At 57.2% G+C, this 14,665-nt stretch carries 12 protein-coding genes and 1 pseudogene; 5 read left to right on the forward strand and 8 right to left on the reverse strand.

Going from position 1 to position 14,665, the window contains the following annotated elements; translation table 11 throughout:
* Positions 1 to 45 precede the first annotated feature (45 nt).
* The 3 genes from V476_RS01770 to V476_RS01780 form a co-directional block, all read right to left on the reverse strand.
* Positions 46 to 1,446, reverse strand: coding sequence for a hypothetical protein (locus tag V476_RS01770; RefSeq protein ID WP_024960546.1), 1,401 nt, complete (start codon positions 1,444 to 1,446; stop codon positions 46 to 48).
* A gap of 720 nt (positions 1,447 to 2,166) precedes the next feature.
* The gene (locus tag V476_RS01775) at positions 2,167 to 2,427 is read right to left on the reverse strand and encodes a DUF1652 domain-containing protein (protein ID WP_004417138.1); all 261 of its coding nucleotides are present in this window, start codon (positions 2,425 to 2,427) and stop codon (positions 2,167 to 2,169) included.
* Between the two features lie 405 nt (positions 2,428 to 2,832).
* Entirely contained in the window at positions 2,833 to 3,342 is a 510-nt protein-coding gene (locus V476_RS01780) for a GNAT family N-acetyltransferase (protein ID WP_024960547.1), read from the reverse strand.
* A gap of 351 nt (positions 3,343 to 3,693) precedes the next feature.
* Here V476_RS01780 and V476_RS01785 point away from each other — a divergent pair, with 351 nt between their 5' ends.
* From V476_RS01785 to V476_RS01795, 3 genes are all read left to right on the forward strand, one after another.
* The gene (locus tag V476_RS01785; RefSeq protein ID WP_024960548.1) at positions 3,694 to 4,638 is read left to right on the forward strand and encodes an alpha/beta hydrolase; all 945 of its coding nucleotides are present in this window, start codon (positions 3,694 to 3,696) and stop codon (positions 4,636 to 4,638) included.
* Positions 4,639 to 4,692: 54 nt separating this feature from the next.
* Entirely contained in the window at positions 4,693 to 5,133 is a 441-nt protein-coding gene (locus tag V476_RS01790) for a GNAT family acetyltransferase (RefSeq protein WP_003391495.1), read from the forward strand.
* 120 nt (positions 5,134 to 5,253) lie between these two features.
* Positions 5,254 to 7,374 carry a TonB-dependent siderophore receptor gene (locus tag V476_RS01795; RefSeq protein ID WP_024960549.1) on the forward strand — a complete coding sequence of 707 codons (2,121 nt, stop codon included), beginning with the start codon at positions 5,254 to 5,256 and terminating at the stop codon, positions 7,372 to 7,374.
* A 57-nt stretch (positions 7,375 to 7,431) separates the two neighbouring features.
* Here the strand turns inward: V476_RS01795 and V476_RS01800 are convergent, their stop codons facing one another.
* On the reverse strand, positions 7,432 to 7,953 hold the full coding sequence (locus tag V476_RS01800; protein ID WP_024684019.1) for a DUF3237 domain-containing protein: 522 nt from the start codon (positions 7,951 to 7,953) through the stop codon (positions 7,432 to 7,434).
* A gap of 184 nt (positions 7,954 to 8,137) precedes the next feature.
* On the opposite strand from V476_RS01800, the gene V476_RS01805 reads away from it, so the two are divergent.
* Both V476_RS01805 and V476_RS01810 read left to right on the forward strand, forming a co-directional pair.
* Entirely contained in the window at positions 8,138 to 8,755 is a 618-nt protein-coding gene (locus V476_RS01805; protein WP_024960550.1) for a TetR/AcrR family transcriptional regulator, read from the forward strand.
* A 131-nt stretch (positions 8,756 to 8,886) separates the two neighbouring features.
* Positions 8,887 to 10,515, forward strand: a complete 1,629-nt coding sequence (locus V476_RS01810; RefSeq protein ID WP_024960551.1) for a methyl-accepting chemotaxis protein — start codon at positions 8,887 to 8,889, stop codon at positions 10,513 to 10,515.
* Positions 10,516 to 10,603: 88 nt separating this feature from the next.
* On the opposite strand, the gene V476_RS01815 is transcribed toward V476_RS01810, so the two are convergent.
* From V476_RS01815 to V476_RS01825, 4 genes and pseudogenes are all read right to left on the reverse strand, one after another.
* Positions 10,604 to 11,485 carry a CAP domain-containing protein gene (locus V476_RS01815; protein ID WP_003391481.1) on the reverse strand — a complete coding sequence of 294 codons (882 nt, stop codon included), beginning with the start codon at positions 11,483 to 11,485 and terminating at the stop codon, positions 10,604 to 10,606.
* 138 nt (positions 11,486 to 11,623) lie between these two features.
* Positions 11,624 to 12,328 carry a methyl-accepting chemotaxis protein gene (locus V476_RS29230; protein ID WP_412779256.1) on the reverse strand — a complete coding sequence of 235 codons (705 nt, stop codon included), beginning with the start codon at positions 12,326 to 12,328 and terminating at the stop codon, positions 11,624 to 11,626.
* Positions 12,323 to 13,336, reverse strand: a pseudogene (locus tag V476_RS29235) (methyl-accepting chemotaxis protein); the annotation flags it as partial. The gene V476_RS29230 and the pseudogene V476_RS29235, both read right to left, overlap by 6 nt.
* A gap of 119 nt (positions 13,337 to 13,455) precedes the next feature.
* Positions 13,456 to 14,181, reverse strand: a complete 726-nt coding sequence (locus V476_RS01825; RefSeq protein ID WP_024960553.1) for a GNAT family N-acetyltransferase — start codon at positions 14,179 to 14,181, stop codon at positions 13,456 to 13,458.
* Positions 14,182 to 14,665 lie beyond the last annotated feature (484 nt).

The following is a 14,665-nucleotide window of genomic DNA, read 5'->3' on the forward strand; positions in this document are numbered from 1 at the left end:
CCTGGGACGCCGTTTTTTATGACCACCGACCTGCGCTGCACCAGCCTAACCGGCCTGAAGGCCTAAAGCCGCTTGCATGAATCCTTCCGAAATGAACGTCTCGGCAGCTACAGGCTGATGAGCGAGTCTGCGCGTGACCGCCTCCAGTACCACTCGGCTGGCATCATGGTGAAACTGCCAGACGCCATATATCCGGCCGTCGAAAGCGGGTTCGCTGCCCAATTGCGGGTCGACGCCCAATCCGGCGCCCAGACCGAAAAGATGCATGCCCTTGATTCGACGACCGTGCTGGTCGAACGGGCAGCCGCCAGCGTCCGAGTCTAGTCCCCCCTTGGCCTCGCGCAGGCTGACAAGGTTGCCATCGGCATCCTTCAGTCTGGGCAACACGGGCTGATAACCAGAGCACTGCACGATCACAGCCGAATCGGCCAGAACGAGTCGGGCCTGCTCGTGTTCATCGGGGCGTCCGCCCAGTGTCTGCAGCATCTGCACGCGCACGCCGGTTTTGCCCACGCGACCGCTTTGCAACGCTTGGCGCCCGATCTCCAGCGCACGGTAACGCAAACCTCCGGAACGGTTGACCCGACCTGAAACCGGACAGACATCAAGCTGCGCGTCAAATACGTAACCGGCCGCGTGCGCCAGTTCAACACTTTCGTAAAACAGCCTGATGCTGCTGCGATGAACGAGTGACAGTTCCTGCAAGCCGGCAAACTCCAGTGCATCCGCCAGATTCTCCAGCGTCGAAAAAGCGCTGTGAGATCCCCCGACGATGGTGATGCGCCCGTTATCGACCAGCGCCGGGGCAAAGACTTCGCGCAACTGCACCGCGTTCATGCGCAGCAAGCGGTCAGCGCTCTGGACAGTGCAGTGGTCCGGCAGCGTCAGGCCTTGTCGAGCAAGATCATCGATCAAGTGTTGTGGATCCTGGCGCCCGCCCAGGTTGAGTACCAGCGCCTGACAGCGCACGCGTCTTTTGCCGTACACGCTGTCAACGTGCAGACAAAACTCGTCACCCTCGCATATCACCTCATCCAGGCGCGTGCCGGACCAGACTTCTACACCATAACGTTGCACGATGTGGTCCAGCACCAGCCTGGATGCCTCGGCCATGAGCAGGCCCACATCCGACAGTTGCGGCGCGCTCTGTGCCTGAGCCTTGATGCGCCAGTAAGCTGCGGAGTTTTCCAGGGGTTCGAATACCTCGCGCAATGCCGGATCGCGAAGACAATCAATGAACACATCGCCAACCGAGTTGGCAGTGATCCGGTAATCTCCCAGCGCACCCGCACCGGGCCGGTCACTTGCATCAATGACAATCAGTCCTTTGGCTGCGAGCCCGGGCATCGCGCCGCTTTTCAGGGCGTTGAACAAAAAGCCCATGCCCGCGAGCCCTGCGCCACCCACCACGCAACCGCAGGCTGTTTCCATACAGGTATCAAACATAATGATGCTCCATCGTCATTTTCATACGTGGGTGCAGTCCAGAAGTTCTGGAGGGTCGAATACCTGATTGATAAAGCGAATCAGCGTCCCTGCACGATTCGAGGCAAAACACATGCAGCACACTGCACACGCTCTCACTCACGGCACCTGTGAGCCGCCATGGTCAGAAAAAGTGTTCTTCACAAAAAATTACAATAGGTAAAACAGACACAGGCCTTAAGTTCAGACCTGACAGGAATAAGACGTCATGCTACCGCCCTTTTTAACCCAGCGCTTTTATCAACTTGAGAAGAGTGACAATGCGTTACAAGATAAGTCGGGCAATTGAATAGTTGCAAAGAAAAGCAAGAGTGTCAAATGGGCTGCAAGCAGCGGCAACGGCCCGGAACGCTTTATAACCTGATGATTTGAATGAGCTTGTATCTTTCAGCCGTGGAAGACCCCTTCAAAAGAGCATTTGTCGACGACATTACAGCGTTCAACGCGTTCAACTTATTTTTTATCGTCTGCGCTAAAAACAACAGGCTTTCGACGCTGTTAATTTGACGAGCACACTACCGATGTGCGCCACCCAAGGGTCCGCGCTCATGAAGAGCAGACGAGCCCCTCCCCAGCGCTGAATGCGATTGATAAATCGACCCATGGAAACGACAAGGCCCCGATCAGCGGTGATCAGGGCCAGGTAACGTAATGCCGGAGCATCAGCGGGGTGCAGCGGTATCAGGCAGCGCTGTAGTAAGCTTTCGCGACTCGAGTCGTCACCGGCTCTTCACGCAACTCGGCCACCAGCTCAGCGATGTCCCGAACAGTCTTGATACGGCTGAGCGGCAGTTTCTTCTGACGCTGGGTGCGCCCGGATACCGGGTGGCTTATCTGCACATTCATCTGCTCATCGGCAATCGTACAGGTGCAACGCAACGGCAGAAGCGCACGTTCAACCATACTCCTGAGTTCTAACTCGGACAGTCCACTCGCGATCATTTCGTTATCTCCTTATGTGTGTAAGCATGTCCCGATAGTGACAAAATCTTGATAATTTTTATTGTTGATGACTTTTTAAAAACGGCCCGCGCCAGCCCGCCAATTATCTGTCGCCACTCACGTGATGCTTAAACCCGTTATACACTGCGCCCTGCACTTGAGGCAACTTCCATAACTGAATATCGACAACCCTTTTAACGCAGTTTTTTATTGACGGCGTCAACAGAAAAAACGATTCACTGCCCTGTTCATCAACAAAATGGCACTTGAGGTGAACCCGCGTGGATAAACGGCACGTAAAAGAAGGAAGTTAAGACTGACGAACGGTTGAAGCCTGAAACGGATGCGGCGCTTGCAAGGCACGCCCGCTCCGTCGAAAAGAGTCGTGCGTGCCCTGCTCGAAACTTACTCTTGCGTGTCTTGCATGCTCTCTTTTGCGTCGGTGCCGGACAGCCGCAGATGAATCAACGCGACACGCTCGCCGCGCTTATCGCGCTTTTCTTCGATATGGAATGGACGGAATCCCATCCGCGGATAGAACAGCAGGCCAGGGACGTTATGGTTATAGCAGGAGGCGACCATTTCAGTGGCTTCATGCTTGTCGAACGCGATCCCCATCATGGTGGTGATCATGAAGCGCCCTACCCCTCTGGAGCGGGCTTTCGGTGCGATGATGACATTACCCAGCGAACAGCGGCCGCGAAAGTTGCATTGAGAAAAATTGGCAAAACCTACCACTTCGCCGTCCATTTCAATGACGGTCGAATCATGCCGTGTCTCAAGCGCTTGGCTGAGTTGCGAGGCGGTCAGCGGGTACGTTGCCCTGGGGAACATATAGAACAGCTCATCGGCATTCTGCGGCAGCTCGCAAATGAGAGGGACGTCTTTTTCTTCCAGGGGACGGTGAGTGAACATAGGCGGTAACCTCTTGAAGAAATTGAAGAAAGCGCGGGAATACAGCAAGCAGATCGGCGAATCCGGCGACGGTAGATGACAAAAACACAGCGCCCTCGCCGACACAGCATAATCCGCAGCTATCGAAAAGGGCTACCTCAATAACAAAACGTGCTAATAAGCGTCGTTGTCGATGCTGCCTTTAGGCCTCCTCGCGCAAGGTATTGAAGCCATGGGCTTTACTCGCCTCAACCTTTCGGTATTTGCGGCGCGGGTGCGCAATATCCTGTAACCCGGCGTTCGTCGGCTGGTCTTGCATCCCGGATGCAGATTCTGCATTTATTTCATTTTGTTGACCGGACTATTCCTCTTATGTCGATTTCGCCGCTGGCTCGCTTCAAAGCCCGTCCGCTCAGATGGATTAGCATGATAGCCATCATCCTTGGCCTGCCCGTCGGCTGTACAGTGCTTGAACACAAGGAGCGCGAACTGGTGTTTCGCATCGAGCCCGGTACCGCCAGCTGGTACAGCGGTCTGCCGGCAGATGTGCAGGAAATCGAACTCAGTACACCGGCATTCGGTACCTCGCAGAATATCCATGCATGGTGGTGGCCCGCTGCGGACAAGAACGCTCCGGCGGTGCTGTACCTGCATGGATCACGATGGAACCTCACCGGTCAGCTGTTCCGTATCCAGCAACTCAAGGCGCAGGGCTACTCGATACTGGCGATCGATTACAGGGGTTTCGGGCAAAGCATGGGCCAACTACCGTCGGAGAAGTCCGTGTATGAAGACGCACGTATCGCCTGGGAACGTCTGAAGCAGTTGCAACCCGACCCGCAGCGCAGACTGATTTATGGGCACTCTCTGGGCGGTGCGGTGGCAGTGGATCTGGCTGCGGAGCTGGGCGAAAACGCTGAAAAGGACAATGTGCCGATTCAGGCCCGCGGGCTGATCATAGAATCGACGTTCACCAACCTGGCCGATGTGGCCACCGCGCTGGCCAACACCTCGCTGCCGGTGCGCTGGCTGCTGTCACAGAAGTTCGACTCGCTGGACAAGATTGCAGACATCCATATGCCGGTGCTGATCGTGCACGGCACCGAGGATCGCTATGTACCGTCCCGCTTCAGCGAACAGTTGTTTGCAGCCGCGCGGGAGCCGAAGAAACTGTTATTGGTGCCTGGCGGTACGCATAACAACAGCATGCAGCTCGGACAGCCCGCTTACAGCCGGGCCATTCGTGCCCTGTTCGATAAACCTGCATCGCTGCCTCAGGTGACAAAACAGGGCGAGGACTCAAAGAACGCCGGTTAGACAGCGCCGGGCGCGTGGCAGTAGTCTTCGGACTCATGGCCTAAGGACCCCGCAATGAACTGTATTGTCGAATATTCAGACCCGCATCACCGCCTGGCGGTCATCCAGCTGTGGAAGACCGTCTTCAATGACGACATGCCACACAATCGCCCAGACCTGTCGATCGACAAGAAACGGGCTGTCGACGACCATTTGTTCTTCGTTGCACTCGCGGATGACCAAGTGGTCGGGACCCTCCTTGCTGGCTACGACGGGCATCGCGGCTGGCTGTATTCGGTTGCCGTCGATCCGCAACAGCGCGGCAACGGCCTGGGCACCCGGCTGGTCAGGCACGCAGAAAAGGCGCTTGCGGATCTCGGCTGCGTGAAGATCAACCTGCAGATCCATACCTTCAATGAAAGCGTGCAGGCCTTCTATCAAACCCTGGGCTACACGCCGGAGCTCATTATCAGCATGGGCAAGCGGATCGATGCCAACGTAACGGCTCAGTCCTGAGCCGAGCGCTCTCTGTTTGCCGAGGCGACCGAAACCATCGGGCGCCTCAATCATTTATTTACATGAGAATTAATATCAAATTACAATTATTGCTATTAACGTCCTAGCAGAGCATCTCCCTTGAGCACGTCCTTCCAATGCCCTCGCCGTCCCGGCTCTTTTCTGCTGTCCGCGCTTTCTCTGGCGATGTTCTACGGCGGCGCAGTGCATGCAGCCGAAACCGCAATGCTGCCCGCCACGCAGGTGTCGGCAACCGCGACCGAAGCGCAGGAAGGCTACAGCGCCAAAAGCGCCAGCACCGCGAGCAAGAGTGATGTACCACTCAAGGAAGAAGCGCAGTCGGTCAACGTGGTGACACCGCAGACCATCGCCGACTACAACGTGCGCTCGCTGGACGATGCCATGAAGTTTGTCAGTGGCGTCAGCCAGGGCAATACGCTTGGCAACACCAAGGACTCACTGGTCAAGCGCGGCTTCGGTACCAATGATGATGGCTCGGTACTGCGTGACGGCGTGCGCTCGGTGGTGTCGAAAAATTTCGGTGCCACGACCGAACGCGTTGAAGTGCTCAAAGGCCCGGCCTCGCTGCTGTACGGAGCAATGGAGCCAGGTGGCGTGATCAACGTGATCAGCAAACAGCCGCAATACGTGCAAAGCACCACGCTCAGTGGCTCGGCGTACAGTGAAGGCGGCGGCAGTTTCGGCGTCGACACCACCGGCCCGCTCGGCGACTCGGGGCTGGCCTACCGCCTTGTGGCCGAGCGTCAGAGCGAGGACTACTGGCGTAACTATGGCGTTGACCAGCACACGCTGGTCGCGCCGTCGCTGTCCTGGACCGGGGAGCGCGCCAGCCTGACGCTGGCTTACGAATACAACGACTACGTCAGCCCGTTCGACCGTGGCACGGTGTTCACGGGCGGTCACCCGGCCGATATCAGCTACGACAAGCGCCTGGACGAAAAATGGGCAAATACCGTCGGCATCAGCGAAACCGCGACCGCGCGCTTCGAGTACCAGCTCAGCGATGACTGGAAAACCCGCCTGACCTACGGCTGGAACAACGACCGCTACAGCCTCTCGATTGCCCAGCCGAGTACGCTGTCCAGCAGCGGCGTGCTGCGGCGTCAGGCCAATGGCGGCCATTACGATTATGAAACGCGTTATGCCAGCTGGGACTTCATCGGCAAGCAGGAAGTGTTTGGCCAGCAACATGATCTGCTGATCGGTGCCGAGCAGGAAGACTCCGACAAATACCGCGGCAAGACCTACCGCAACACCGCGCAGAACGGCTTCAAAATCTTTTCGCCCAGCTATGGCAGCCTGGCGGAGCCCAGTGTCGTCAGTGCGACCACCAGCAACCTGAGCAACCAACTGACCTCATCGTCCGTTTACCTCAAGGACAACTGGCACCTCGATGATCGCTGGATTCTGGTCCTGGGTGGCCGTTACCAGCATTACGATCAGTACATCAAACAGGGCCTGGGCGCGAACCGCACGGTGAACCTGGACAGCAATGACGATGTCTTCCTGCCAATGGCCGGTCTGGTATTCAAGGTCAATGAAGACCTGTCGCTGTACGGCAACTACAGCCGCTCCTTCGTACCCAACGATGACGTCAACGATGACGGCACCACCTTCGACCCGGAAGAAGGCCGCAGCTACGAAGTCGGGGCCAAATATGCACTGGCACCGGAACTCAACTTCAACCTCGCGGTATTCGACATAGAGAAGAAAAACGTCGTTACGCCTACCGGCGTGACCGGTGTCAGCGAAGCAGCCGGCAAGGTAGGTTCACAAGGCGTGGAGCTGGACGTGACCGGTCGAATTGCCGAGCGTTGGGACATGATCGGCACGTACGCCTACACCCACACCGAAGTGCTGGATGATCCAAGCAACAAGGGCAATCGTCTGAGCCAAGCCCCCAAGCACACAGCCAGCCTGTACCTCACCCACCACCTGCAAGTCCCGTCCGGTCTGGGCGACTGGCACGCCGGTGGCGGCGCACGCTATGTCGGCGAACGCGCCGGCGACGATGCCAACACCTTCTATATGAGCAGCTATACCGTGGCCGATGCGTTTCTGCGCTGGGACGTGCCTATGGCCGGTTATAAAACACGCCTGCAGTTGAACGTGGATAACCTGTTCGACAAGCAGTACTACCCGTCCAGCACCGGCAGCCAGTTGCAAGTCAATGTGGGTGAACCGCGCACCGCACGCCTGAGCGCCAGCGTCACGTTTTAAGACGTTGCCACAGAGCAGGCCTGCGCGGGCTTGCTCAGTGGCACTTGAAGGGATGAATCAGAACTTCATTCGGTAAAAGCTGATCAGCGCTTCATTGCCATACAGGTATTCGAACCTGCCGATGAACGCGCTCTTCTCCAGCCACTCGTTAGGACCCAGAGAAACCTGAAAGCGGGGTGTGCAAGTGCACTGGTAATGGCCTTCGCTGATTGGCCATACTCCGTTCTGCAGCTCGTGCTGGCCCGTTTCGTCAACGAGCAGAGCGCCTCTGCTTTCTACGTTGATCATTTCACCCAGTTGGGTGACCAGCGTGAAACGGGTTTCCAGAAAGGCCAGCTCGGATGACAACTCAACCAGCGTATTGCTACCGCCGGAAAGTACCGAGCCGCTGAAGTTTTCGCCGTAAAACTCCCCGCCCAAAACAGTGCTGTTGCTACGCAGTCCATCGCTGCATATCCCCATGAGCACAGGAGCATCGGTCTTCAGAATCACCGTCAGCATTTTTTCCAGCTGAGGAGCCGTTGCCGTATTACCACGAAAAGAGCGTTTGACGGATTTGTTGAAGTCGATAATGGTCATAGAACTGTTCACTCCATCTTTGAATGGATTCGGGCAACGAATGGCCGGGTGCAGTCCATCGGCATTTATCTACGCCTGCTTTTCCAGTAAGCTCCACGGAGTCGACTGAAATCGTACCGAACGGTTCAGTTCCAGTCTAGAGAATTTTGCACACGATCTGCCCACCGGAGAATTGAGGATATGAATGAAGGTCCGTACTGAAGCTCGCCGCGAAGCCATCATTGATGCCGCAGCAAGTGTCTTCCTCGAAATGGGCTACGAGCGTGCATCGATGAATGAGGTCACCAAACGAATGGGTGGCTCCAAGGCGACGATCTACAGTTATTTCCCTTCCAAGGAAGAACTGTTCATCGCCGTAGTCGACAGACTCGCAACCGCCCATTTGGCCGACGCGGTTTCAGAGCTGGCGATCCAGGATGACAGACCGATCGATTTGCGGACCCTGTTCACGCGCTTCGGGGAACGCATGCTGATGGTGCTTATCAATGATGACAAGGCACTGGCCGTGTATCGCATGGTGGTCGCCGAGTCCGGACACTCGGACATCGGCATGATGTTCTACGAGTCCGGTCCCAGCCAGTGTCTGCAGACAGTCACCTCAATGATGGCTCTGGCGATGCGAAAAGGCCAGTTGCGTGACACCGACCCGCATATCGCCGCGTTGCAGCTGACTGCGCTATTGACTGCCGAAACCGAGATTCGCCTTTACCAACAGGCGCCCATGCCGCTGAGCATCGAAGAAATTCGCGCCCTGGTCAAACGCGCAGTCGATACTTTCATGTTGGGCATGGAGAAACGTTGAGCGCACATAACAGAACCAGCCGGTACTGATAAGAACCGACATTGCAACCATTCTGAAACACCTTGTTACTCTTTTACAGCCAAGTTAATCCGAATGCGGGCGATAGGTGATTACCCCTTCGGAGAAACACTATGATCCTGCGAAAACTCAACCTGGCCGCTCGTTCGACGCTCTGTTTCGGCGTGTTCTGCCTGATGATCATTGCCTTGGGCCTCCTCGCCCTGCGTCAGGCGGCCGAGCTCAATGCGGCGGAAAAATTCATCGAGACCAATGTGCTTCCGAGCGTGAAACAGCTCGGGTCGATTGATCGGGAGTTTGTCAGTATCCGCGGCAACAACGCCCGTGTGCGCAATCCGATCGAACCGCAGGATCGAAAGACCAAGGCGCTCAGCGATATCCAGCAGTCTCGCTCGCTGATCGCCGGCTATTTTGATGCACTCGGCAAATTGATCGTGACTCCGCAAGGGCGCCAGGCATTCGATGAATTGTCTCAGGCACAGGCCGGGTATCAGGTGGCACAGGATCGCTACCTGGCCTCAGTGGCCGCCGGCAATCTGGAAGCTGCAGTGGCAACCTCCAATGGCGAAATGAAAAGCGCGGCCGATCAGGTTGAAGTCGGGCTGAAGAAACTCATCGGCGTCAACGACGCCAAAGCCGAGAAAGCCGGCGCTGCCGCTAACGCCGCCTACCAGCAGACGCTGTGGATGGTGGGCATTTTCATCACCGTGGGCGTCATCACCACGCTGCTCCTCGCCTGGATGTACACCCGCAGTCTGACGGGTCCGATTGGCGATTCGTTGAGTATCGCGCAACGCATCGCCAGCAATGATCTGAGCAAGGATATCCCGCAACATGGCACTGACGAGGCGGCGAAACTGATTGCCGCACTCGCCACCATGCAAACCAACCTGCGCGATGCCCTGATCCTGATCGGCGACTCCTCCACCCAACTGGCGGCCACCTCCGAGGAAATGCATGCCGTCACGGAAGATGCATCGCGCACCATTCTGCGCCAGACCAACGAGATCGAAATGGCAGCCACCGCCGTCAACGAGATGAGCGCGGCGGTAGAAGAAGTGGCCAGTAATGCCGCATCGGCATCGGAAGTGACCTCGCAATCCAGCACTGCCGCCATGGCCGGACGCGCGCAGGTCGATGAGACCGTCACCGCGATCAACCTGATGGTTTCCAAGGTGCAGATCACGTCCACCGAGGTACAAGGCCTGGCCGTCATGGCGACGGATATCAGCAAGGTGCTGGATGTGATTCGTGCCATCGCCGAACAGACCAACCTGCTGGCGCTCAACGCGGCCATCGAAGCGGCCCGCGCAGGTGAAGCCGGACGAGGTTTTGCGGTGGTTGCGGACGAAGTCCGGGCACTGGCGCATCGCACTCAGCAATCGACCCGAGAAATCGAGCAGATGGTCGGCTCGATTCAGACCGGTACCGGCAATGCCGTCAGCGCAATGGAGCAGACCAGCGTTCAGGCCCACAAGACACTGGAGATGGCCAATGGCGCCGGCAAGGCGCTGCTGGAAATCACCGAATCCATCAGCCAGATCAATGAACGCAACCTGATGATCGCCACCGCTGCCGAAGAACAGGCTCAGGTCGCTCGAGAAGTCGACAGAAGCCTGGTCAGCATTCGTGATCTGTCCAGCCAGACATCCGAGGGCTCCAATCAGACAGCCATCGCCACTGCAGAACTGTCGACCCTGGCTTCAAGCCTGAACCGTCTCACCAAGCAATTCCGCGTTTAAGCCCCTCTGCCGGGAAGCTCGCTTCCCGGCATCTTTCCTTGTCGAATGATCTGCCCAGGCTTGCCAGCCCGTTGCGCAGCGGTAGACGCTACTGCTGCGTGCCGAACATTGCCGTCCAGTAAATCCCTGCGTCACTTTTCGGGTCCATCGCGTAGGCTGCGCCCAGCTCGCGGAAATCCGGATTCATCAGGTTGGCGCAGTGGCCCGGGCTCAGCAGCCAGCCATCCACCACCTTGCGCGCACTGTCCTGACCGGCGGCAATGTTCTCCCCCACCTGCTGCCCCACATACCCGGCCAGTTCGGCGCGGTCGCCAGGTGTGCGGCCGTCACGATCCTTGTGATCAAAAAAGTTTTGATTGGCCATCGCCTGGGAATGACGTTGCGCAGCGGTCCCCAGCACCAGGTTCCAGGCCAGCGGTGTGGTTGCGGCGAAGGATTGTGTGCCGCACTGACGTGCCTGAGTGCGGGCATTGTTGATCATGTCCAGAATTTTTTGCCCCTCTGCCTGCCAGTCGCCAAGACGCGCCGCGACCAGCGAACGCGCCAGCACGATACGCCAGTCTCGTCCTTCACGGCTGACACCGATATCGACGAACTGCGGGTCCAGCACCACACGGCAGAAACTCTCCAGAACCGCCTTGAGTGCTGCGTCTGCATTGTTCGGACCGGACAGGCTTATCGCCTGCACAGTGACCATCGGATAGGAAGCACGCGTCAGCGCCTGTTGCAGGTCCAGATTGCCACTGGCCGGCAGCACCAGACGCGCGTCGCTGGTCAGCGGCGGCAGTTCCATGGACACCTGCTCGCCGCAGCGCTGTGCCTGGCTGCGATAGGCATTGAGGGATTCGATCAGTTGCGTTTCGTCGCCAGCCAGCGCAGCACTGGCGAACACGCCAGAGCACAGCACGGCCAGAAAGGATATCGACACTCGCGGGAGCGACAGGCGCAGAAGGTAATGAATGACAGGCATGAAAAGTCTCTCTCGGGCTGAGTCCGCCTATGATGCGCGAAATGACCCGGTCGGGCGCAACGCCTTTTTTATGCCTGACCGGAATTTCACTACCGATCGGGCCCAGACGTGCGCCAGACAATGCCCCGTGAGGGCGACTTACAGCTTGAAGTTGGCAACCAGTGAGTTGAACGAGGTGGCCAGTCGCGACAGTTCCTGACTGGACGCGCTGGTCTGGTTGGCACCGGCAGCGCTCTGGGTCGACAGGTCCTGAATGTTGATCAGGTTACGGTCTACCTCGCGGGCCACCTGAGCCTGCTCTTCCGAGGCAGAGGCAATGACCAGATTGCGCTCGTTGATGGTGGCTACACCCAGGGTGATTTTTTCCAGCGCCGCGCCCGCCCGCTGAGCCAGTTCCTGTGTGTTGGTGGCCAGCGACAGGCTCTTGCCCATCGCCGCAACTGCGCCGTCGGCGCCCGACTGCACGGTGCTGATCATGCCTTCGATTTCCACTGTCGATGCCTGAGTACGGTGCGCCAAAGCCCGAACCTCGTCAGCCACCACCGCAAAACCACGCCCCTGTTCACCAGCACGCGCAGCTTCAATGGCGGCGTTCAAGGCCAGCAGGTTGGTCTGCTCGGCGATACTGCGAATCACGTCAAGCACCTTGCTGATTTCCCGCACATGCCCGGCCAGCTCGGATACAGCGCCGGTGGATGCGGTGATCTCGTGAACCATGGTGGTGATGCCCTTGACTGTGTGATCGACCTGACCACGGCCATCGACAGCATCGTCTGTCGCAGACTTCGACGCTTCGGACGTGGACACCGCGTTGCGCGCCACTTCTTCCACTGCGGCGGTCATTTGATTGACAGCCGTTGCCGCCTGCTGGATTTCGTCGTTCTGGCGAGTCAGCCCGCGGGTGCTTTCATCGGTGACGGCACTCAGTTCTTCGGCAGCGGAGGCCAACTGGTCTGCGGCACTGGCGATCTGTTGGATGGTATTTTTCAGCCCGCCCTGCATGTCGGACAGCGCGTTCAACAGTTGTCCGGCCTCATCGCCACTGTTAGAAACAATAGGCTGGGTCAGGTCACCGCCCGCAATGCGCTGAGCACTGGCGACTGCGACAGCCAAAGGACGGGTGATCATGCGGGTAATCAGTACGCCCAGCATGATGGCCACCAGAAAAGCGATCACCACGCCAATCTCCAGCATCAATACCGAATTGGCCTTCAGGTCGGCAGCAGCGGCTGCGCCTTCCTTGATCTGACGGTTGTTGGAATCGATCATGGTGCGCATGTAACTGCGCACCTTGGTAAAGCTTTCCGAGGACAGGCTGTTCAACTGGGTCCGGGCAGCCGCGTAATTACCTGCCTTCATCAGGTCGACAACCTGTTGAGAGCCCGAAAGATAAGCGGGCAGCATCAGTTCCAACTGGTCCCCGGCGGCGCGCTCGTCATCTTCCAGAGGCGTGGCGCGGTAGATCGCGAACACTTTTTGCGCACGGGCCAGGTCATCACTCAACGCCTGACGAACGCGATCCTTGTCCGTTTCAGAGACACCGCCATTCTGCGCATCCAGCAAACGGTAAAGCCCGCGGTTGTGAGCGGTGAAGCTGGTCAGCGCTTCATTGGTGTTGCCAACCGAGACGAGGTTGTTGGAAAACGTAAGCTCAAGGTTATTGCCCAGGCGGGTCACTCCGACCATCCCCAGAGCGCCGACGGCCAGCGTGATCAATGCACAAATGATGAAAGCAGAGAGAAGTTTGGTAGAAAACTTGGACTGACGCAGGACGTTCATGGGGCTTACCTGTTGCTGAATGAGAAGTGGTGTCAGTGTCGGAATGAGTTGATCAAACAGCGATGATGTCATAATGACTTCACCTCATTTGGATCGTTCCACCCCCTCCTCGTTTTTTGATAGAAAACTTTGACAAGTCGCACTTGTGCGCCTGAAGCTCTCTATCGGTCCTGCCTCACTGGCACTCTTTGTCAGTGCAGGCGCGAGGTTTGCGACGCGCCATCTGCCAGCTGATTGTTACCAAGATGTTGCTCGGCGAACGTTCTCGCCTCAAGGGTCATACGGTCCAGATGGCGATCGCGTTGCTTCTCCGCATCGACCATAGCGCTGTTGCCGTGCTGTTTGAGCAGGTAAGCATGAATCTGCCGCACTTCCACCGAGTTGTAGATCGGCGCGATATCCATGACCGCAAGCAAGCCGTCAGTACCGTGATCACGCGTGTTCATGATGACCTGCGGACCACGCGCACCCAGCACTTGAAAGCCCATTGCCTCGAAATACGCGACTTTGCCGACCACGCAATACAGCTCTGCGTGCGGATAGCGACTGGTCATTTTCTCCAGCATCGAGCGTGCGATGCCCTGACGACGGTGGCTGTCGCGCACCGCCATGTAGGCTACGGCGCAGGCTTGCGGATCATCCTGGACAGGCAGGTACAGCAAAAAACCCAATACGGTTTCGGGGTCTTCATCGTCCAGCGCGACGATCAGCTCCGCGGTCAGCTGCTGCGAACCGTCCATGGCATTCAGGTACAAATGCACCTCGTAGCCCACGCCGTACTGGTAAAGGTTGTACAGCGGGTTGCTCGGCGCAATGGCCACCAGGCTGATGTCCGTCACGTAGTCGACAACCATCTGCTGGATCTGGCTACGGATGAATTCCGGCGGCGGGGTGTGTAGCAGCATGATCGTCGGCATGGGACAAGGGGCTCCATTTAATAGGTGTGTCTGTACAGGACGTGGCCACATGATAGCGCGTCGAAGCATTCAGGACCGATATTGTCATATTGCCAGCATCCAGCAGCGCGCCAACTTAGTTGCAACTTATACGATGACTTAAAAAAAAATATCAAATAGCCACCCACCTGAACGATGATCCTAACTACCAGTACGATCGTACCAACCCACTCGACAGCGACCTGATGGGAGCCAGACAACAAAGTTGATAATGATTCACATCTGCCTGATAGAGGGGCGAGACGGCAAGTTTAATGACTGTCGACATTCAATAAAAATCCATTTATTTCAGAGGGATACAGAACTAGAGAAAATACGGATATATAACTTGATCCACAACGTCTGAACGTGCATCAATGCACCAGGCGAATTCAGTGCAAACATTCTTTACCGGGTCTACCTTTTGCCCGAGTATTTATCTCAATCGCCCCGATACATTTTTATA

The sequence above is a fragment of the Pseudomonas syringae KCTC 12500 genome, from assembly GCF_000507185.2.
Classification (GTDB): domain Bacteria; phylum Pseudomonadota; class Gammaproteobacteria; order Pseudomonadales; family Pseudomonadaceae; genus Aquipseudomonas; species Aquipseudomonas syringae.

Bases quoted from the DNA above. Each gene is read 5' to 3' on its own strand.
- V476_RS01770 (WP_024960546.1), bottom strand. From the start codon at position 1,446: ATGTTTGATACCTGTATGGAAACAGCCTGCGGTTGCGTGGTGGGTGGC.
- V476_RS29230 (WP_412779256.1), bottom strand. From the start codon at position 12,328: ATGACCGCCGCAGTGGAAGAAGTGGCGCGCAACGCGGTGTCCACGTCC.
- V476_RS01790 (WP_003391495.1), top strand. From the start codon at position 4,693: ATGAACTGTATTGTCGAATATTCAGACCCGCATCACCGCCTGGCGGTC.
- V476_RS01810 (WP_024960551.1), top strand. From the start codon at position 8,887: ATGATCCTGCGAAAACTCAACCTGGCCGCTCGTTCGACGCTCTGTTTC.
- V476_RS01815 (WP_003391481.1), bottom strand. From the start codon at position 11,485: ATGCCTGTCATTCATTACCTTCTGCGCCTGTCGCTCCCGCGAGTGTCG.
- V476_RS01780 (WP_024960547.1), bottom strand. From the start codon at position 3,342: ATGTTCACTCACCGTCCCCTGGAAGAAAAAGACGTCCCTCTCATTTGC.
- V476_RS01805 (WP_024960550.1), top strand. From the start codon at position 8,138: ATGAAGGTCCGTACTGAAGCTCGCCGCGAAGCCATCATTGATGCCGCA.
- V476_RS01825 (WP_024960553.1), bottom strand. From the start codon at position 14,181: ATGCCGACGATCATGCTGCTACACACCCCGCCGCCGGAATTCATCCGT.
- V476_RS01775 (WP_004417138.1), bottom strand. From the start codon at position 2,427: ATGATCGCGAGTGGACTGTCCGAGTTAGAACTCAGGAGTATGGTTGAA.
- V476_RS01785 (WP_024960548.1), top strand. From the start codon at position 3,694: ATGTCGATTTCGCCGCTGGCTCGCTTCAAAGCCCGTCCGCTCAGATGG.
- V476_RS01800 (WP_024684019.1), bottom strand. From the start codon at position 7,953: ATGACCATTATCGACTTCAACAAATCCGTCAAACGCTCTTTTCGTGGT.